Source organism: Streptococcus mitis (assembly GCF_002096735.1).
Classification (GTDB): Bacteria; Bacillota; Bacilli; order Lactobacillales; family Streptococcaceae; genus Streptococcus; species Streptococcus mitis_CZ.
This window is the reverse complement of record NZ_NCVC01000012.1, coordinates 96,636-116,005: the sequence shown is the minus strand read 5'-3', so window position 1 is coordinate 116,005 and position 19,370 is coordinate 96,636. Positions and strand designations below refer to the sequence as shown.

The following is a 19,370-nucleotide window of genomic DNA, read 5'->3' as shown; positions in this document are numbered from 1 at the left end:
ATGGCTTATAAAATTTTGGTGGTAGATGATGATCTCGCTATTCTTCGCCTAATAAAAAAAGTACTAGAATATGAAAAATATGAAGTAGTCATACGAAATAAGATAGAAGAGATTGATCTTTGTGATTTTACAGGCTTTGACTTGATTCTATTAGATATTATGATGCCTGTTAGTGGTTTAGAGATCTGTCAGATGATTCGCGAACAGATAACTGTTCCTATCTGTTTTATAACTGCTAAGGATATGGATGAAGATTTAGTAGCTGGAATTAATGCAGGTGCTGATGATTATATTATGAAGCCCTTTAGTATGCAAGAATTGTTAGCACGTGTTAAAATGCACTTACGTCGTGAAGAACGGATTAAAGGAAATGTTCATCAAATAAAGATTGGGAAGCTTATACTATATACGGATAGTAAGGAACTATTTGTAAACGATGATAAGATTGCTCTGACAAGGAGGGAATTTGACATAGTGAATCTTTTGGCAAGCAACCCAAGTAAAATATATTCTATTGAGGAAATTTATAATTATCTATATCCACAAAGTTCAGAAGCGCTCTTACGTTCGGTTTCAGAGTACATTTATCAAATTCGTCAAAAGTTGAAACCTTATCAATTAAATCCAATTAAAACCTTATACGGTGGAGGATATCAATGGGTAGAATCAAAAGTTTTAGACAATTAATTCGAGAAACCTGTTGGAGAATTATTTGGCAGTTTAGTCTTGGCTTACTAATGGCCTATCTTATTCCCTTAGCTTCAGTATCTATACAAATAAATGAAGATGGGAAAACTTTAAACAATAGTGGTGTTCTATCAATCTTTTTTAATGTGTCATCATGGATATATATTTGTGTTTTATTGATTGTTCTAATAAGTTATCACATTGGAAAATTGTTGAAAAAACTGAGTTATGAAATGACTTTGATTTATGAAAATAGTATGTGGTTGAAGAAGGAATGTACAGAAAGTTTAACGGTTAAAGAATTTCGCGAGACAGGAAATCGGATTATTGTGATGCAAGATAGAATTCGACAATTAATAGTTAATGAGAAACAGCAGAAGGAAGATTTGATGTTTCAGGTTTCAGCAGCTTCTCATGATTTAAAAACTCCCTTAACCATTATTAGGGGAAATGTGGAATTTTTGCAGACGATAACTGAAAACGACCAATCTCAAGAATGCTTAGCAGATATAGAAAGAGCTAGTCAACAGTTACTAGATTATTTCAATCAATTGATTCACTATTCTAAAACCTATTATGATGATGAGACAGGTTGGACGGAGTATTCCTCTTCAGATTTTATCAATGAATTAGAGAAAGAAGTCTCTTTTTTGATAAAAAATCAGATGAAGTTTTCTTTTGAACAAAATGTGAAAGGAACTGAAAACTATTATATAAATCAATCTCTTCTGATTCGTGCCATACAAAATATTTTAACAAATGCTTTGGAATACGCTGATAAACAGAATCCTAAAATTAAAATTAGGGTAGAGCAAGAGGGGAAAGAATTGAAAATAGGTATATGGAATAATGGTTCGGAATTTCCAGAGGAAGTTTTAACTAATTTTGGAAAGCTCTTTTATCGTATGGATAAAGCTAGATCGTATAAAGAGCAACATTATGGTATTGGACTAAGTTTTGTATGTAGAGTTGCAAAACTGCATAAAGGCCGAGTTGAGCTTAGAAATAGAGACGAGGGAGCAGAAGTTTTAATAACTGTGAATTGTATTAAATCATAGTGATTTACTTGTTAATTTATGATTGAATAGTTTTTATATGTGAGCTTTTAAACTATTTAACTTTTTCGACTAGTATAAGATGTAACGGTAGATAATAAAAACGAATGATGATATCTAGTTGATGAAAACTATTTATCATTCATTCGTTTTTTAATTATTGGATAATTTACGTAGCTTTATCTCGAACGTTGTTTTCCAGCGTTGCGATTTTTGTGTTTTTTCTTGCTTGTGATAGCAGTTGGTTGTTCAGGAGTAACGTCTTTTCGTCCACTTGGTGTAGAGAAAGCACGTGCTTTTGGTGGGTTCTTGGCTAGTTCTTCACGGACTTTTTTGCGAAGTTTTGGACGAACGATATAGTTGACGATGAACTGTTGGAGAATCATCATGAAACCACCGACAACCCAGTAAAGTGTAACACTAGCTGGTGAGAAGAGGGAGAAGACGACAATCATGAGTGGGCTCATGTAAATCATTTTCTTGATTTGTTCTCTTTGCATTTCATCTTCTACTCCGTGAAGTGAAAGGAGCGATTGAAGATAGTAAAGGACACCAGCGCAGGCAACCAAAATCATACTTGGAGAACCTAGAGGAATTCCTAGGTAGCTTGCTTGAGCAACCCCTTCAGTGTGTTGGGCAGCAAAGTAGATAGCAGAGAAGAAAGGCATTTGAAGGAGGATAGGGAAACATCCTACACCACCAAACATGCTGATGCCGTGCTCTTTTTGAGCGGCAAAGAGAGCTTGTTGGGCTTCGAGTTTTTCTTCTTGAGTAGTTGCTTCTTTGAGACGAGTTTGGTGTGGCTCAAGGACGTGCTTGAGGGCGTTCATCTTTTCAGAGTGAAGCGTTGCTTTCCATGATTGGTAGATACCAAGTGGCAAGATAATCAAGCGCACAATAATGGTTACGATGATGATAGCAACACCAAAACCAAGTCCCTTGTCATTGGCGAAGTACTTAATGGCTTCAGCCATAGGTGCTCCGATAGTATTCCAAACCAATCCTGTTGGCTGTCCTGTGGCTTTATCGACATTGACACAGCCAGTTAAGACAAGCAACATAGCCACTCCCATAGCTGAGAGGGCAAAACGTTTAATAGCTTTCAATTTGTTCATTCCTTCTTTTAAAAATAATACCTTTCTATTCTACTGTTTTTTTACAAAATATACAATAGTTCTAGAGACCTAATTTGCGATTTTAAAGTCAGGGTAGGGAGGAAAGTTGCTCAGTTGGACATCTAAGTAGCTGACTTTTGAAAAAGGTGTAGGTCCTTTTCGTATTTCTTGGATAAATTTCGTCATGATAGCAGATGAGTCTGCTTGGGCTAAGATCTCCACTGTGCCATCGTCATTATTCCAGACACGGCCTGTGATGCCACCGATTTCAAGCGCCAGGCTGTAAACACCCCAACGAAAGCCGACTCCCTGTACCCTACCTTGGGCAATCATTCTAACCTTTTGCATACCAAACCTCTTTGATTGTGTTATAATATTTCTATGACTATTATAACCTCAAAAGCCAATTCTGTGGTAAAAAATACCAAGAAATTACACCAAAAAAAATACCGTAAATCTGCCTATTTGATTGAAGGCTGGCACTTGTTTGAAGAAGCTGTTCAAGCTGGAGTGACGATTGAGAAAATCTTTGCCCTAGAAAGTTATCGAGAACAGTTAGTTGCTTTTCCGCAAACTGTCTGGGTGTCAGAGGATATTCTGCTAGATTTGGCGGATTCTCAGACTCCACAGGGCATTGTTGCGGTGGTTCAAAAAGAAGAAGTAGGACAAGCTAATTTGAGTCAGGGCAAGTTCTTGTTTTTGGAAGATGTGCAAGATCCTGGTAATGTGGGAACTATCATTCGGACTGCGGATGCAGCAGGTTTTACTGGAGTAATTGTTTCAGATAAATCGGCAGATATCTACAGTCTCAAGACCCTACGTTCTATGCAAGGCAGTCATTTTCATCTGCCTATTTACCAGATGTCGAGTCAAGCACTTCTTAAGGAAACCAAAGAGGCAGCTATCCCAGTGCTAGCAACAACCTTATCTAAAGTTTCTGTTGATTACAGAGAACTGCCTCCTATAGAAAATTTTGTACTAGTCATGGGAAATGAGGGGCAAGGAATTAGTTCCCTTATGGCTGAAAGTGCAGACCAGTTGGTCCACATTAGTATGAAGGGGCAGGCGGAGAGTCTCAATGTTGCCGTTGCAGCTGGTATTTTAATTTTCCATTTAAGCTAATTTTAACTTTCTTTGTTATAATCAAGGAAAGATGTTCATAGAAAAGGAGAAAAGATGAATCACACTATTATTCACGACCGCGCAGGTCTCAATCAATTTTATGCTAAGGTTTATGCCTTTGTTGGTCTGGGGATCGGACTATCCGCTTTAGTATCAGGTCTTATGTTGACCGTCTTTCAGTCTCAGTTGGTTTACTTTTTGATGCAGGGACGTCTCTGGTTGACCATTGCAACCTTAGCAGAGCTAGCTCTGGTCTTTGTTGCCAGCAGTATGGCTTCGAAGAATAGTCCAGCGGCTCTTCCAGTATTTTTACTTTACTCAGTATTAAACGGCTTTACCCTCAGTTTTGTGGTGGCCTTCTATACTCTAGGTACAGTTTTATCTGCCTTTGTATCAAGCGCCCTTCTCTTCTTTGTTATGGCGGCAGTCGGTATGTTCACCAAGAAAGATTTGAGTGGCCTTGGTCGGGCTATGATGGCGGCTCTTATCGGTTTGCTGATTGCTATGGTAGTCAATATTTTCTTGGCTAGCGGTTTCTTTGATTATATGATTAGCGTAGCCATGGTCTTGGTCTTCTCTGGTCTGATTGCTTGGGACAACCAAAGAATTCGCTATGCCTATGAGCAATCACAAGGTCGTGTAGAGACAGGTTGGGTTGTGTCAATGGCTCTCAGTATCTATCTTGATTTTATCAATCTTTTCCTAAGTATTTTACGTATCTTTGGTCGTAATGACTAGAAGGTCCCTAACATCAGTGTTCGAAGGAGCACTGATTTTTTTATATTTGGTCTTTTCTTTTCTTGGAAATAGGTGTATAATGCTTTTAATTAATTTTTTGAGGAGTAGTTTATGAAGAAAAGTTTTATTCATCAACAAGAAGAGATTTCCTTTGTCAAAAACACTTTTACCCAGTATTTGAAAGATAAGTTAGAAGTTGTCGAAGTTCAAGGTCCTATCTTGAGCAGGGTCGGCGACGGGATGCAGGACAACTTATCAGGTGTGGAGAACGCCGTATCGGTCAAGGTTCTCCAAATCCCTGATGCTACTTATGAAGTGGTGCACTCCCTTGCTAAATGGAAACGCCATACCTTGGCTCGTTTTGGTTTCGGTGAAGGTGAAGGTCTTTTCGTCCACATGAAGGCTCTTCGTCCAGACGAAGACTCGTTAGATGCGACCCACTCTGTTTATGTTGACCAGTGGGACTGGGAGAAAGTTATCCCAAATGGTAAACGCAATATCGCTTATCTAAAAGAAACCGTTGAGAAGATTTACAAGGCTATTCGCCTTACTGAGCTAGCTGTTGAAGCCCGCTATGACATCGAGTCTATCTTGCCAAAACAAATCACTTTCATCCATACAGAAGAGTTGGTAGAACGCTACCCAGACTTGACACCAAAAGAGCGTGAAAATGCTATTTGTAAAGAATTTGGCGCTGTCTTCTTGATTGGTATCGGTGGTGAATTACCAGACGGTAAACCGCACGATGGACGTGCACCAGACTACGATGACTGGACAAGTGAGTCTGAAAATGGCTACAAGGGTCTTAATGGCGATATTCTTGTTTGGAATGAGTCTTTGGGTGGAGCCTTTGAGTTGTCTTCTATGGGAATCCGTGTAGATGAAGAAACGCTTCGCCGTCAGGTTGCCATCACAGGTGATGAAGACCGTTTAGAATTGGAATGGCACAAGGCTTTGTTGAACGGCCTATTCCCATTGACAATCGGTGGGGGAATTGGACAATCTCGTATGGCTATGTTCCTACTTCGCAAGAAACACATCGGAGAAGTGCAAACAAGTGTTTGGCCTCAAGAAGTCCGCGATACTTACGAAAATATTTTGTAGAGAATCGAACCGTAAGGTTCGGTTTTCTTTCTCTTTTCGCCCATAATTTGGTATAATAAACGGTATGAAAATCGTATCAGGAATCTATAGGGGACGTCCCCTCAAGACACTAGAAGGAAAGACGACAAGACCTACTTCGGATAAGGTTAGGGGAGCCATTTTTAACATGATTGGTCCCTACTTTGAAGGGGGACGAGTCTTGGACCTTTATGCAGGTAGTGGTGGTTTATCTATCGAGGCAGTCTCGCGTGGCATGTCCAGCGCTGTTTTGGTGGAGCGAGAACGTAAGGCTCAGGCTATCGTGGCTGAAAATATTCAGATGACCAAGGAAGTTGGAAAATTTGAGCTCCTCAAGATGGATGCAGAAAGGGCATTGGAACAGGTATCTGGGGAATTTGACCTCATTTTCTTAGACCCTCCTTATGCCAAGGAACAAATCGTAGCAGATATTGAAAAAATGGATGAGAAAGAGCTTTTTTCTGAAGATGTCATGGTCGTGTGTGAGACGGATAAGGCCGTCGAACTTCCAGAAGAAATTGCCTGCCTGGGTATCTGGAAGGAAAAAATTTATGGAATTAGTAAGGTGACAGTTTATGTCAGATAAGATTGGCTTATTCACAGGCTCATTTGATCCGATGACAAATGGGCATCTGGATATGATTGAACGGGCGAGCAGACTCTTTGATAAGCTCTATGTCGGTATTTTTTTCAATCCCCATAAACAAGGATTTCTCCCTCTTGAAAATCGTAAACGGGGACTAGAAAAGGCTTTGGAACATTTGGGGAATGTTGAAGTCGTGTTTTCTCATGATGAATTGGTGGTTGATGTTGCAAAAAGACTGGGGGCTACTTTCCTAGTGCGAGGCTTGAGAAATGCGTCGGATTTGCAATATGAAGCCAGTTTTGATTACTACAACCATCAGCTGTCTCCTAATATAGAGACCATTTATTTACATAGTCGACCTGAACATCTCTATCTCAGTTCATCCGGTGTTAGAGAACTTTTGAAGTTTGGTCAGGATATTACCTGCTATGTTCCTGAGAGTATTTTGGAGGAAATAAAAAATGAAAAAAAAGATTAGATGGCCCTTATATGTCATTGCGGCCTTAATTGTGACTTTCTTGGCATTTGTAGTGCCCTTGCCCTACTATATAGAAGTTCCAGGTGGTTCGGAAGATATTCGCCAAGTCCTTAAAGTCAATGACACAGAAGATAAGGAAGCTGGTGCCTATCAATTCGTTACGGTTGGTGTCCAACATGCCACTTTAGCTCATATGATTTATGCATGGTTGACGCCTTTTACAGATATTCGTAGTGCCCAAGAGACTACAGGTGGCTCTTCCGATGTTGAATTTATGCGGATCAATCAATTCTACATGCAAACATCGCAAAACATGGCCAAGTATCAAGGGCTAAAAACAGCTGGTAAAGATATCGAACTCAAATATCTTGGGGTTTATGTTTTGACTGTGACGGATAATTCGACCTTTAAAGGGATTCTTAACATCTCTGATACGGTCACAGCAGTCAATGATCAGACCTTTGATAGTTCCAAAGATTTGATTGATTATGTCAATTCTCAAAAACTAGGGGACTCCGTCAAGGTCACCTATGAAGAGGATGGGCAAACCAAGTCTGCAGAAGGTAAGATTATCACCTTGGAAAATGGCAAAAATGGAATTGGAATCGGTTTGATTGACCGTACAGAAGTGACCAGTGATGTTCCAATTCGCTTTTCAACAGCTGGTATTGGCGGTCCAAGTGCTGGCCTCATGTTTAGTCTGGCCATCTATACCCAAATAGCTGACCCTGGCCTTCGTAATGGCCGCATTGTTGCCGGTACAGGAACCATTGACCGCGATGGTAATGTGGGAGACATTGGAGGTATCGATAAGAAAGTTGTAGCTTCGGCTAGAGAAGGTGCTGCTATTTTCTTTGCCCCTGATAACCCTGTTAGCGAAGAAGAACAAAAAGCACATCCTGATGCGAAAAATAACTACCAAACAGCCCTGGAAGCAGCTAAAACAATCAAGACAGATATGAAAATAGTGCCAGTTAAAACCCTACAAGATGCAATTGATTACTTGAAAAACAATCCCTAGTTTTTAAGTGAAGTTTCCAAACTAGCGCACAAACAGAGAAGATGGTATAATAGTCAAATGGTTCAATTATTATTCACTCTAAGCAGTCACATGCTCTTTATTTATGTGAGTTTTTACCTTTTAAAGGATCTTGTTAGATGGGAAAAGGTTTTAAAAGTGACAGCTGAGAATACAAGAAAAGTCCGTTTATTGATAGCTCTTTTCAGTATTGTAATGGGCTACATCATGAGTTCATTCTTTATCAGCCTGTATCAGTTGTGGCAAGAAGTGCTTAGAGGATTATTATAAAATCAAGAGTAAAGGAAATAAGTATGGAAAAAATTGTGGTTCAAGGTGGCGATAATCGTCTGGTAGGAAGTGTTACGATCGAAGGAGCAAAGAATGCAGTCTTGCCCTTGTTGGCAGCGACTATTCTAGCAAGTGAAGGAAAGACCGTCTTGCAGAATGTTCCTATCTTGTCAGATGTGTTCACTATGAATCAGGTGGTTCGTGGTTTGAATGCCAAGGTGGATTTTAATGAAGAAGATCATCTTGTTGAGGTGGACGCGACTGGCGATATCACTGAGGAAGCTCCTTACAAGTATGTCAGCAAGATGCGTGCATCTATCGTTGTCTTGGGACCAATTCTTGCCCGTGTAGGTCATGCCAAGGTATCCATGCCAGGTGGTTGTACGATTGGTAGCCGCCCTATTGATCTGCATTTGAAAGGTCTAGAAGCTATGGGGGCTAAGATTAGTCAGACAGCTGGTTATATCGAAGCCAAGGCTGATCGCTTACATGGAGCTCATATCTACATGGACTTCCCAAGTGTTGGTGCTACTCAGAACTTGATGATGGCAGCGACGCTGGCTGATGGGGTTACAGTGATTGAAAATGCTGCGCGTGAGCCTGAGATTGTGGACCTAGCCATTCTCTTAAATGAAATGGGAGCTAAAGTAAAAGGTGCTGGTACAGAGACCATTACCATTACCGGTGTGGAGAAACTTTATGGTACGACTCACAATGTGGTCCAAGACCGTATTGAAGCTGGAACCTTTATGGTGGCTGCTGCCATGACTGGTGGTGATGTCCTGATTAAAGATGCTGTTTGGGAGCACAACCGTCCCTTGATTGCCAAATTGCTTGAAATGGGAGTGGAAGTGACGGAGGAGACTGAAGGAATTCGAGTTCGCTCTCAACTAGAAAATCTAAAAGCTGTCCATGTGAAAACCTTGCCCCACCCAGGATTTCCAACAGATATGCAGGCTCAATTTACAGCCTTGATGACTGTCGCAAAAGGCGAATCAACTATGGTGGAGACAGTTTTTGAAAATCGTTTCCAACACCTAGAAGAAATGCGCCGTATGGGCTTGCACTCTGAAATTATCCGTGATACAGCACGTATTGTTGGTGGACAGCCTTTGCAGGGAGCAGAAGTTCTTTCAACTGACCTTCGTGCCAGTGCAGCCTTGATTTTGACAGGTTTGGTAGCACAAGGAGAAACCGTAGTTGGTAAATTAGTCCACTTGGATAGAGGCTACTACCGTTTTCATGAGAAGTTGGCGCAGTTGGGTGCTAAGATTCAGCGGATTGAGGCAAGTGATGAAGATGAATAAGAAATCAGGCTACGTAGCCAAGCGTTTACTTTTAGTCATTCTGGTACTGATTTTAGGTGCTTTAGCCCTAGGAATCGGTTTAATGGTCGGTTATGGAATCTTGGGCAAGGGTCAAGATCCATGGGCTATCCTGTCTCCAGCAAAATGGCAGGAATTGATTCATAAATTTACAGGAAATTAGGCTGGAAAACCAGCCTTTTTCTAGAGATAAGGAGAAATATGAACAAAAAAACAAGACAGACACTAATCGGATTGCTGGTATTATTACTTTTATCTGCCGGTAGCTATTATATCAAGCAGATGCAGTCGACAGCTAATACTCCTAAAACTAAGGTGAGTCAGAAAAAACAAGCGTCTGAAGCTCCTAGTCAAGAATTGGCAGAAAGTGTCTTAACAGATGTAGTCAAGAGTCAAATAAAAGGGAGTCTGGAGTGGAATGGATCAGGTGCTTTTATCGTCAATGGTAATAAAACAAACCTAGATGCCAAGGTTTCAAGTAAACCTTACGCCGATAATAAAACAAAGACAGTGGGCAAGGAAACCGTGCCAACTGTAGCCAATGCTCTCTTGTCTAAGGCAACCCGACAGTACAAGAATCGTGAAGAAACGGGGAATGGTTCGACTTCATGGACTCCTCCAGGATGGCATCAGGTTAAGAATCTAAAGGGGACTTATACCCATGCGGTCGATAGAGGTCATTTGTTAGGCTATGCCTTGATCGGTGGCTTGGATGGTTTTGATGCTTCTACAAGCAATCCTAAAAACATTGCTGTTCAGACAGCCTGGGCAAATCAGGCGCAAGCTGAGGATTCGACAGGGCAAAACTACTATGAAAGCCTGGTACGTAAAGCCTTGGACCAAAACAAGCGTGTCCGTTACCGTGTAACCCTTTATTATGCTTCAAACGAGGATTTAGTACCTTCAGCTTCACAGATTGAAGCCAAGTCTTCAGACGGAGAATTGGAATTTAATGTTCTAGTTCCCAATGTTCAAAAGGGGCTTCAACTGGATTACAGAACTGGAGAAGTGACTGTTACTCAGTAAAATACAAAATAAACTCCTATGTCACTTGTCGATATAGGAGTTCTTTCTTACTAGTTTAAGCAGGGCTACAATAGATACTGTTACTCAATGAAAATCAAAGTGCAAACTAGGAAGCTAGCCGCAGCTTGCTCAAAGCACAGCTTTGAGGTTGCAGATAAAGCTGACGTGGTTTGAAGAGATTTTCGAAGAGTATGAGAAAAAATAATATGTAATATGTACTGGACTATATTTTGTGATATAATAGAGGGTAAGATACTATTTTAGGAGAAGAACTATGGAAGACCCAAGTAGTCAGAATTTGTTGCTACAATTTGTTTTATTGTTTATCTTGACGGTGTTAAATGCCTTTTTCTCAGCCACAGAAATGGCCATGGTGTCACTAAATCGTGCGCGGGTTGAACAAAAGGCAGAAGAAGGAGATAGACGCTATATCCGTCTGCTGAAGGTACTAGAAAATCCTAACCACTTTTTATCAACCATTCAAGTAGGGATTACCCTGATTACGATCTTATCAGGGGCGAGTTTGGCAGAAACTCTGGGACGAGAAATTGCATCTTGGCTTGGAAATGGCGAAACATCTTATGCCGTTGCAAGTTTTCTATCTTTAGCATTTTTGACTTATATTTCCATCGTTTTTGGGGAATTGTATCCTAAGAGAATCGCTCTTAATCTAAAGGATGCCTTGGCGATTCGTACAGCGCCAGTTATCATTGGGCTTGGGAAACTAGTTAGTCCCTTTGTTTGGCTCTTGTCTGCATCTACCAATCTCTTGAGTCGCTTGACTCCAATGACTTTTGACGATGCTGATGAAAAAATGACCCGTGATGAAATTGAGTACATGTTGACAAATAGTGAAGAAACACTAGATGCTGACGAAATTGAGATGTTACAAGGGATTTTCTCACTGGACGAATTAATGGCCAGAGAAGTCATGGTTCCTCGAACGGATGCCTTCATGGTCGATATTCAGGATGATAGTCAAACCATCATCCAAAGTATTTTAAAACAAAATTATTCTCGTATCCCTGTCTATGATGGGGATAAGGATAACGTGATTGGGATCATTCACACCAAGAGTCTCCTTAATGCGGGCTTTGTGGACGGTTTTGACAATATTGTTTGGAAGAAAATCTTACAAGATCCACTTTTTGTTCCTGAAACTATTTTTGTGGATGACTTGTTAAAAGAATTGCGCAATACCCAAAGACAAATGGCAATCTTGCTGGATGAATACGGTGGGATGGCTGGTTTGGTGACCCTAGAAGACCTCTTAGAAGAAATCGTTGGGGAAATCGATGACGAAACAGATAAGGCTGAAATCGAAGTTCATAAAATTGGAGAAGATACTTATATCGTTCAAGGTACCATGAATCTCAATGATTTTAATGACTACTTTGATGTTGAACTGGAAAGTGATGACGTTGATACCATCGCTGGTTACTATTTGACAGGGGTTGGGACCATTCCAACGACCGAGAAACTCAGTTATGAATTAGTCAGCCAAAACAAAAAGCTTATCCTAACCAATGATAAAGTGAAAAATGGACGTGTTACCAAGGTAAAAGTCCAAATTACCGAAGTTGAAATAGAAGAAGAAACAGAGTAAACTAGAGGCTTTTGTCACCAGGCGTGACGAAGCTTTTTTCAGTTGATTTCAAAAGGAAATTGTGTCCTCGAAAAACTCAGCCCCAAACTTGCCCCAAAAGTTTTTTAAAGTTATACGTATTTATTCAAGGAAAAAGAAAAAAGCCCTTTAAATTGGGCTTTCTGTTTAAATGAAACCTGATAAATCAAGTTAAAGAAGGCGGTAGACGGATTTGAACCGACGATCAAGCTTTTGCAGAGCCGTGCCTTACCACTTGGCTATACCGCCTTAACGTTTATTATTATACCTTGAAAATGATTTTCAGTCAATAGCTTTTTCAGATTTTTTGTATCAATAAGCCTAAATATTCTGAAAATTCGTTTACTTTTCTTGAAATCTATGATATAATTGATGATAACCTATACTTTATTTATAAGAGGAGTAAATAAATGAAAAAAAGTCAAGTGCTTGCTGTAGCGGGAGCTACCTTATTAGCGTCAGGAGTTCTAGCTGCGTGTTCAAACACTAGTTCAAATAATGCTAAACTAGCAAAAGATTACCAATATGTTTATCAAACAGATCCAGAAACCTTGGATTATATCGTCAGCAATATCGATTCAACATCATTCGTCACAACAAATGCTGTAGATGGTTTGTTGGCTAATGATAAATATGGTAACCTGGTTCCTTCTATTGCTGAATCATGGACAGTTTCAAAAGATGGTTTGACTTATACCTATAAAATCCGTAAGGATGCTAAATGGGTTACAGCAGAGGGAGAAGAATACGCTCCTGTAACTGCTAAAGACTTCGTTACTGGTTTGAAACATGCCGTAGATGGAAAATCAAAAGGACTTTCAATCGTTAGCTCTTCTATTAAGGGATTAGAAGCCTATATCAAGGGTGAAACAAGCGATTTTTCAACCGTTGGAGTAAAAGCACTTGATGATCAAACACTAGAATATACTTTGAACCAGCCAGAAACTTTCTGGAATGACAAGACAACTAGTGGTGTTTTGATGCCGGTTAATGAAGAATTCTTAACTTCAAAAGGGGAAGGTTTTGGTGCCCCAACCGATGCTAACTCTATTCTTTATAACGGTCCATTTGTCTTAAAATCTGTAACTCCAAAATCATCTATCGAGATGGCTAAAAATGATGCTTACTGGGACAAAGAAAATGTAAAAATTGAGAACGTTAAGTTCACTTTCTGGGATGGTAAGGACCAAGATGTGATTGCTAAAGGTTTTGCTGATGGTCAATATAGCAAGGCTCGTATCTTCCCTACAAGTTCTACATATGAAAAATATGCAGCTGACTTTAAAGATAACATTTACTTTAATGAACCAGGTGCGGGTGTTGCAACTGTCAGCTTGAACTATGGCCGTACAACCTATAACCACACTGCCAAAACAAGTGATGCCCAAAAGACATCTACTCAGAAAGCATTGCTAAACAAGGAATTCCGTCAAGCCTTGAACTTTGCTGTCGATCGCAATTCTTACTCAGCTCAAACAAATGGTACTGATGGAGCTGCAGTAGCCATCCGTAATACGTTTGCACCTTATAATCTTCAAGTTGGTAAGAAAACATTTGGTGAATTGGTACAAGATAGCTTGGCTAAGACAAATTCTTCTACTTGGTCAAACGTGTCTCTAGCAGATTCTCAAAATGGACTTTACAATGAAGAAAAAGCTAAAGAAGTCTTTGCTAAAGCAAAATCAAGCCTACAAGCTGAAGGTGTTGAATTCCCAATCCACTTGGATGCCCTGGTTATCCAAGAATCAACAGCGGTTGTAAACCGTGTTCAATCATTGAAACAATCAATTGAAAAAGTATTGGGTTCAGATAATGTTGTTGTAGACTTACAACAAATGACTCAAGCAGAAGCTTTACCAATTTCATTTAGCGCTCCAACAGCTAAAGAGCAAGACTGGGATATCCATACCTTGCTAGGATGGAACCCTGACTATCAAGATCCTTCTACTTTCTTGGATCAATTCGTCCTTAAGGGAGGAAGCACTCGCCTTTACCTTGGTATTGACCAAAACACAGATGCATCAGTAGTAAGCAAACTTGGTTTAGCTGACTATGGAAAATTACTTGATGACGCAAACAGCGAAAACCAAGATGTTCAAAAACGTTATGAAAAATACGCGGTGGCACAAGCTTGGTTGACTGATAATGCTTTGACAATTCCAGTAATGGCTTCTCCTAAAGAAACAGCCGTTTCATATGTTTCAAAAGTTCTACCATTTAGCTCTTCATATTCAGTAGCCGGCCTTAAAGGTGAAAATTCAGGATACTTGAAGTACACTGAAGTTGGTGAAAAAGCAATCACCAAAGAAGAGTATGAAAAAGCTCGTGAAAAATGGTTGAAAGAAAAGACTGAGTCAAACGAGAAAGCTCAAAAAGAATTGGCAAGTCATGTGAAGTAAATAATTTTCAATAGAACTTTCTCTCCATGAGGAGAAGGTTCTTTTGGGATTTTTAAAGGAAATGATATGAAAAAATATATTTTTATGCGTGTTTTGCGGTCATTGGTTTCTATCTTCTTAGTAACAACCTTGACTTACACGATTATCTATACAATGGTTCCTCGAAAATTGATTTTCAAACAGGATACCAACTATAACAAGATTGCTACAACTGCTGATAAACGTGATAACTATGAGAATACCGTTTATGAGCGTATGGGCTATATCGAGTACTACGATACCAAAGAGTTGCAAGAAAAAGCTAGCCAGATGGATGCTTCTGTAACAGTTGAAGCCAATGATACCAACAAGGCTATCTATGAAAAATACATCAAACAAATCGGTCATGGTTGGACCCTGGGAGAATTTACTGAAAGTGGCCAATTCTACGCTACGCGTGAAATCCCGATTTTTGAACGTGTTTTTCACTTCTATGCTAACTTGATTGACATTGATCATACAAATAAAATTCAAGACCCTGAAAATCCAGACTTGAAACGTTACCTTCGTTTTGAAAACGATCCAGCGATCGGATGGTCCTTGGTCGGTTCAGGAACAAAACACAAATATCTCTTGTACTTCAACAGTCAGTTCCCGTTTGTGCATCAAAACTTTGTGAACATTAATTTAGGTGACTCTTATCCAACCTATGCTAATAGCCCTGTTTTACAGGTCATTACTCAAGGACAAGGGCAAACAAAAACATCTCAAGTTCAGTTCCCAACAGGTAAGAAAACATCTTCAGTTAATATCTACTCAAGAACCTACAAATCGCCTAGTCAGGCTGATTCTCGTGAAGTAGCTAACTATGGGAAAGATGACCCATATACTGCAACTGAAAGCAACTACCAATATCCTTCTATGATTGCTAGCTCTGCAGTCGTTGGATTGATTGGTTTGGTGATTTCTTATGCGATTGCCGTGCCACTTGGTTCAGCTATGGCTCGCTTCAAGAATACTTGGATTGATAGCTTCTCAACAGGGTTTTTGACCTTCTTGATGGCCCTTCCAACCATTGCCTTGGTTTACATTGTTCGTTTGATTGGATCATCAATTGGTCTTCCAGATTCATTCCCTATCTTGGGTGCTGGAGATTGGCGTTCGTATGTTTTACCAGCAGTTATCCTTGGTTTATTGGGTGCTCCTGGTACAGCTATTTGGATTCGTCGTTACATGATTGACTTGCAATCACAGGACTTTGTTCGTTTTGCTCGTGCAAAAGGTTTGTCTGAAAAAGAAATTTCAAACAAACACATCTTTAAAAATGCCATGGTTCCGCTGGTTTCAGGAATTCCTGGTGCTGTTATCGGGGTTATCGGTGGTGCAACCCTTACTGAAACAGTCTTCGCTTTCCCAGGTATGGGTAAAATGTTGATTGACTCTGTAAAAGCATCTAATAACTCTATGGTCGTAGGTCTTGTCTTCATCTTTACATGTATTTCTATCTTCTCACTTCTTTTGGGAGATATTTGGATGACTATTATTGACCCACGTATTAAATTGACTGAGAAAGGAGGCAAATAATGTCTACAATCGATAAAGAAAAATTTCAGTTCGTAAAACGTGACGATTTTGCCTCTGAAGCCATTGATGCGCCAGCCTATTCATACTGGGGCTCAGTGTTTAGACAATTTATGAAGAAGAAATCAACTGTAGTCATGTTGGGAATCTTGGTAGCTATCATTTTGATGAGTTTCATCTACCCAATGTTTTCTAAGTTTGATTTCAATGATGTCAGCAAAGTAAACGACTTTAGTGCTCGTTATATCAAGCCAAATGCTGAGCATTGGTTCGGTACAGACAGTAACGGTAAATCTCTCTTTGACGGTGTCTGGTTCGGAGCTCGTAACTCTATCCTCATTTCTGTGATTGCGACAGTGATTAACTTGGTTATCGGTGTTTTTGTCGGTGGTATTTGGGGAATTTCAAAATCAGTTGACCGTGTGATGATGGAAGTTTATAATGTCATCTCAAACATCCCATCTCTTTTGATTGTTATTGTCTTGACTTACTCAATCGGAGCTGGATTCTGGAATCTGATTTTTGCCATGAGTGTAACAACATGGATTGGGATTGCCTTCATGATCCGTGTGCAAATCTTGCGTTATCGTGACTTGGAATACAACTTGGCGTCACGTACTTTGGGAACACCAACCTTGAAGATTGTTGCCAAAAACATTATGCCACAATTGGTATCTGTTATTGTGACAACGATGACTCAAATGCTTCCAAGCTTTATCTCATACGAAGCCTTCTTGTCTTTCTTCGGTCTTGGATTGCCGATTACAGTGCCAAGTTTGGGTCGTTTGATTTCAGATTATTCACAAAACGTAACAACTAATGCTTACCTCTTCTGGATTCCATTGACAACCCTTGTCTTGGTATCCTTGTCCCTTTTCGTAGTTGGTCAAAACTTAGCGGATGCTAGTGATCCACGTACACATAGATAGGAGTAGAAATGACAAAAGAAAAAAATGTAATTTTGACTGCTCGCGATATTGTCGTGGAATTTGACGTTCGTGACAAAGTATTGACAGCCATTCGCGGCGTTTCCCTTGAACTAGTTGAAGGAGAAGTACTAGCCTTGGTAGGTGAGTCAGGATCAGGAAAATCTGTTTTGACAAAGACCTTCACAGGTATGCTTGAAGAAAATGGTCGCATTGCCCAAGGAAGTATTGACTACCGTGGTCAGGACTTGACAGCCTTGTCTTCTCACAAGGATTGGGAACAAATTCGTGGTGCTAAGATTGCGACTATCTTCCAGGACCCAATGACTAGTTTGGACCCAATTAAAACAATTGGTAGTCAGATTACAGAAGTTATTGTAAAACACCAAGGTAAAACAGCTAAAGAAGCGAAAGAATTGGCGATTGACTACATGAATAAGGTTGGGATTCCAGATGCAGATAGACGTTTTGATGAATACCCATTCCAATATTCTGGAGGGATGCGTCAACGTATCGTTATTGCTATTGCCCTTGCCTGCCGACCTGATGTCTTGATCTGTGATGAGCCAACAACTGCCTTGGATGTAACCATCCAAGCACAGATTATTGATTTGCTAAAATCTTTACAAAACGAGTACCATTTCACAACAATCTTTATCACCCACGACCTTGGTGTGGTAGCAAGTATTGCAGATAAGGTAGCAGTTATGTATGCAGGAGAAATCGTTGAGTATGGAACTGTTGAGGAAGTCTTCTATGACCCTCGCCATCCATATACATGGAGTCTCTTGTCTAGCTTGCCTCAGCTTGCTGATGATAAAGGGGATCTTTACTCAATCCCAGGAACACCTCCGTCACTTTATACTGACTTGAAAGGGGATGCCTTTGCCTTGCGTTCAGACTATGCAATGCAGATTGACTTCGAACAAAAAGCTCCTCAATTCTCAGTATCAGAGACGCATTGGGCTAAAACTTGGCTTCTTCATGAGGATGCTCCAAAAGTAGAAAAACCAGCTGTGATTGCAAATCTTCACGATAAGATCCGTGATAAAATGGGATTTGCCCATCTGGCAGACTAGGAGGAAGGAAATGTCTGAAAAATTAGTAGAAATCAAAGATTTAGAAATTTCCTTCGGTGAAGGAAGTAAGAAGTTTGTCGCAGTTAAAAATGCTAACTTCTTTATCAACAAGGGAGAAACTTTCTCGCTTGTAGGTGAGTCAGGTAGTGGGAAAACAACTATTGGTCGTGCTATCATCGGTCTCAATGATACAAGTAATGGAGATATCATTTTTGAAGGTCAAAAGATTAATGGTAAGAAATCGCGTGAACAAGCTGCGGAATTGATTCGTCGAATCCAGATGATTTTCCAAGACCCTGCTGCAAGTTTGAATGAACGTGCGACTGTTGATTATATTATTTCTGAAGGTCTTTACAATCATCATCTGTTCAAGGATGAAGAAGAACGTAAAGAGAAAGTTAAAAATATTATCCGTGAAGTGGGCCTTCTTGCTGAGCACTTGACTCGTTACCCTCATGAATTCTCAGGTGGTCAACGTCAACGTATCGGTATTGCCCGTGCCTTGGTCATGCAACCAGACTTTGTTATTGCGGATGAGCCCATTTCAGCCTTGGACGTTTCTGTGCGTGCTCAAGTCTTGAACTTGCTCAAAAAATTCCAAAAAGAACTTGGTTTGACCTATCTCTTCATCGCCCATGACTTGTCTGTCGTTCGCTTTATTTCAGATCGTATCGCAGTTATTTACAAGGGTGTTATTGTAGAGGTTGCAGAAACAGAAGAATTGTTTAACAATCCAATTCACCCATATACTCAAGCCTTGCTTTCAGCGGTACCAATCCCAGATCCAATCTTGGAACGTAAGAAGGTCTTGAAGGTTTACGACCCAAGTCAACACGACTATGAGACTGATAAGCCATCTATGGTAGAAATCCGTCCAGGTCACTATGTTTGGGCTAACCAAGCCGAATTGGCACGTTACCAAAAAGGATTAAACTAATAATGGTTTTATAATTTCCATGTCAACTTTTATGGAAATTATAAACCTTTTTTGTTGAACTGATTTGAAAGTCTTTGAAAGCTCTCTGAAAGAATTTTCGAAAAATTTTAAAAAATTCTGAAATATTCTTGACAGCTGATAAAAAAGGTGGTAAGATAGGAAACATCAAAAAAGAAAGCAGAAAAAGAAATGAATAAGAGACAAGCTGTAACGATGAATCAAAACTTTTACTTTAGCTACTTTAGATAGTGTTTGTAGACATGTCACCATGGATGCAAACAG

20 protein-coding genes and 1 tRNA gene are annotated in these 19,370 nt (G+C 39.9%); 18 read left to right on the top strand and 3 right to left on the bottom strand.

Features of this window, described 5'->3' with window-relative positions:
- Together B7703_RS02570 and B7703_RS02565 are read left to right on the top strand one after the other, a co-directional pair.
- A complete protein-coding gene (locus B7703_RS02570; RefSeq protein ID WP_000323581.1) occupies nucleotides 1-687 on the top strand; it encodes a response regulator transcription factor in 687 nt (228 codons plus the stop codon).
- Complete coding sequence (locus B7703_RS02565) at nucleotides 657-1,745, top strand: sensor histidine kinase (RefSeq protein ID WP_049515998.1); 1,089 nt, start codon at nucleotides 657-659, stop codon at nucleotides 1,743-1,745. Before B7703_RS02570 ends, B7703_RS02565 begins: the two co-directional genes overlap by 31 nt.
- A gap of 176 nt (nucleotides 1,746-1,921) precedes the next feature.
- On the opposite strand, the gene yidC is transcribed toward B7703_RS02565, so the two are convergent.
- Together yidC and B7703_RS02555 are read right to left on the bottom strand one after the other, a co-directional pair.
- On the bottom strand, nucleotides 1,922-2,848 hold the full coding sequence (yidC, locus tag B7703_RS02560; RefSeq protein ID WP_084923514.1) for a membrane protein insertase YidC: 927 nt from the start codon (nucleotides 2,846-2,848) through the stop codon (nucleotides 1,922-1,924).
- Nucleotides 2,849-2,926: 78 nt separating this feature from the next.
- Complete coding sequence (locus B7703_RS02555; RefSeq protein WP_070526586.1) at nucleotides 2,927-3,205, bottom strand: acylphosphatase; 279 nt, start codon at nucleotides 3,203-3,205, stop codon at nucleotides 2,927-2,929.
- A gap of 33 nt (nucleotides 3,206-3,238) precedes the next feature.
- Here B7703_RS02555 and B7703_RS02550 point away from each other — a divergent pair, with 33 nt between their 5' ends.
- The 11 genes from B7703_RS02550 (at nucleotide 3,239) to B7703_RS02500 (ending at nucleotide 12,169) form a co-directional block, all read left to right on the top strand.
- A complete protein-coding gene (locus tag B7703_RS02550; RefSeq protein WP_084923495.1) occupies nucleotides 3,239-3,979 on the top strand; it encodes a TrmH family RNA methyltransferase in 741 nt (246 codons plus the stop codon).
- 54 nt (nucleotides 3,980-4,033) lie between these two features.
- A complete protein-coding gene (locus B7703_RS02545; protein ID WP_084923493.1) occupies nucleotides 4,034-4,717 on the top strand; it encodes a Bax inhibitor-1/YccA family protein in 684 nt (227 codons plus the stop codon).
- A 111-nt stretch (nucleotides 4,718-4,828) separates the two neighbouring features.
- Nucleotides 4,829-5,821, top strand: coding sequence for an aspartate--ammonia ligase (asnA, locus tag B7703_RS02540; protein WP_000748003.1), 993 nt, complete (start codon nucleotides 4,829-4,831; stop codon nucleotides 5,819-5,821).
- Between the two features lie 64 nt (nucleotides 5,822-5,885).
- Entirely contained in the window at nucleotides 5,886-6,425 is a 540-nt protein-coding gene (gene rsmD, locus B7703_RS02535) for a 16S rRNA (guanine(966)-N(2))-methyltransferase RsmD (RefSeq protein WP_084923491.1), read from the top strand.
- Nucleotides 6,415-6,903 (top strand): pantetheine-phosphate adenylyltransferase, encoded by a 489-nt coding sequence (gene coaD / locus B7703_RS02530; protein WP_004255857.1) that lies wholly within the window; start codon nucleotides 6,415-6,417, stop codon nucleotides 6,901-6,903. Before rsmD ends, coaD begins: the two co-directional genes overlap by 11 nt.
- On the top strand, nucleotides 6,887-7,924 hold the full coding sequence (locus B7703_RS02525; protein WP_000727281.1) for a SepM family pheromone-processing serine protease: 1,038 nt from the start codon (nucleotides 6,887-6,889) through the stop codon (nucleotides 7,922-7,924). Before coaD ends, B7703_RS02525 begins: the two co-directional genes overlap by 17 nt.
- Before the next feature lie 57 nt (nucleotides 7,925-7,981).
- Entirely contained in the window at nucleotides 7,982-8,212 is a 231-nt protein-coding gene (locus B7703_RS02520) for a DUF1146 family protein (protein WP_000250389.1), read from the top strand.
- Nucleotides 8,213-8,235: 23 nt separating this feature from the next.
- A complete protein-coding gene (gene murA, locus B7703_RS02515) occupies nucleotides 8,236-9,519 on the top strand; it encodes a UDP-N-acetylglucosamine 1-carboxyvinyltransferase (RefSeq protein ID WP_024057810.1) in 1,284 nt (427 codons plus the stop codon).
- Nucleotides 9,512-9,700, top strand: a complete 189-nt coding sequence (locus tag B7703_RS02510) for a DNA-directed RNA polymerase subunit beta (RefSeq protein ID WP_043901723.1) — start codon at nucleotides 9,512-9,514, stop codon at nucleotides 9,698-9,700. Before murA ends, B7703_RS02510 begins: the two co-directional genes overlap by 8 nt.
- Before the next feature lie 38 nt (nucleotides 9,701-9,738).
- A complete protein-coding gene (gene endA, locus B7703_RS02505) occupies nucleotides 9,739-10,563 on the top strand; it encodes a DNA-entry nuclease EndA (RefSeq protein WP_024057808.1) in 825 nt (274 codons plus the stop codon).
- Nucleotides 10,564-10,837: 274 nt separating this feature from the next.
- Nucleotides 10,838-12,169, top strand: coding sequence for a hemolysin family protein (locus B7703_RS02500; RefSeq protein ID WP_084923490.1), 1,332 nt, complete (start codon nucleotides 10,838-10,840; stop codon nucleotides 12,167-12,169).
- Between the two features lie 196 nt (nucleotides 12,170-12,365).
- On the opposite strand, the gene B7703_RS02490 is transcribed toward B7703_RS02500, so the two are convergent.
- A tRNA-Cys gene (locus B7703_RS02490) sits at nucleotides 12,366-12,436 on the bottom strand.
- Nucleotides 12,437-12,597: 161 nt separating this feature from the next.
- On the opposite strand from B7703_RS02490, the gene B7703_RS02485 reads away from it, so the two are divergent.
- From B7703_RS02485 to B7703_RS02465, 5 genes are all read left to right on the top strand, one after another.
- Nucleotides 12,598-14,586 (top strand): peptide ABC transporter substrate-binding protein, encoded by a 1,989-nt coding sequence (locus B7703_RS02485; protein ID WP_000749582.1) that lies wholly within the window; start codon nucleotides 12,598-12,600, stop codon nucleotides 14,584-14,586.
- Nucleotides 14,587-14,652: 66 nt separating this feature from the next.
- Nucleotides 14,653-16,149, top strand: a complete 1,497-nt coding sequence (locus tag B7703_RS02480) for an ABC transporter permease (protein ID WP_000759915.1) — start codon at nucleotides 14,653-14,655, stop codon at nucleotides 16,147-16,149.
- The gene (gene oppC, locus B7703_RS02475) at nucleotides 16,149-17,075 is read left to right on the top strand and encodes an oligopeptide ABC transporter permease OppC (protein ID WP_000103691.1); all 927 of its coding nucleotides are present in this window, start codon (nucleotides 16,149-16,151) and stop codon (nucleotides 17,073-17,075) included. The genes B7703_RS02480 and oppC overlap by 1 nt, the downstream gene beginning before the upstream one ends.
- Nucleotides 17,076-17,083: 8 nt before the next feature.
- On the top strand, nucleotides 17,084-18,151 hold the full coding sequence (locus B7703_RS02470) for an ABC transporter ATP-binding protein (protein ID WP_000159549.1): 1,068 nt from the start codon (nucleotides 17,084-17,086) through the stop codon (nucleotides 18,149-18,151).
- Between the two features lie 10 nt (nucleotides 18,152-18,161).
- Nucleotides 18,162-19,088 (top strand): ATP-binding cassette domain-containing protein, encoded by a 927-nt coding sequence (locus tag B7703_RS02465; RefSeq protein WP_001291301.1) that lies wholly within the window; start codon nucleotides 18,162-18,164, stop codon nucleotides 19,086-19,088.
- Nucleotides 19,089-19,370 lie beyond the last annotated feature (282 nt).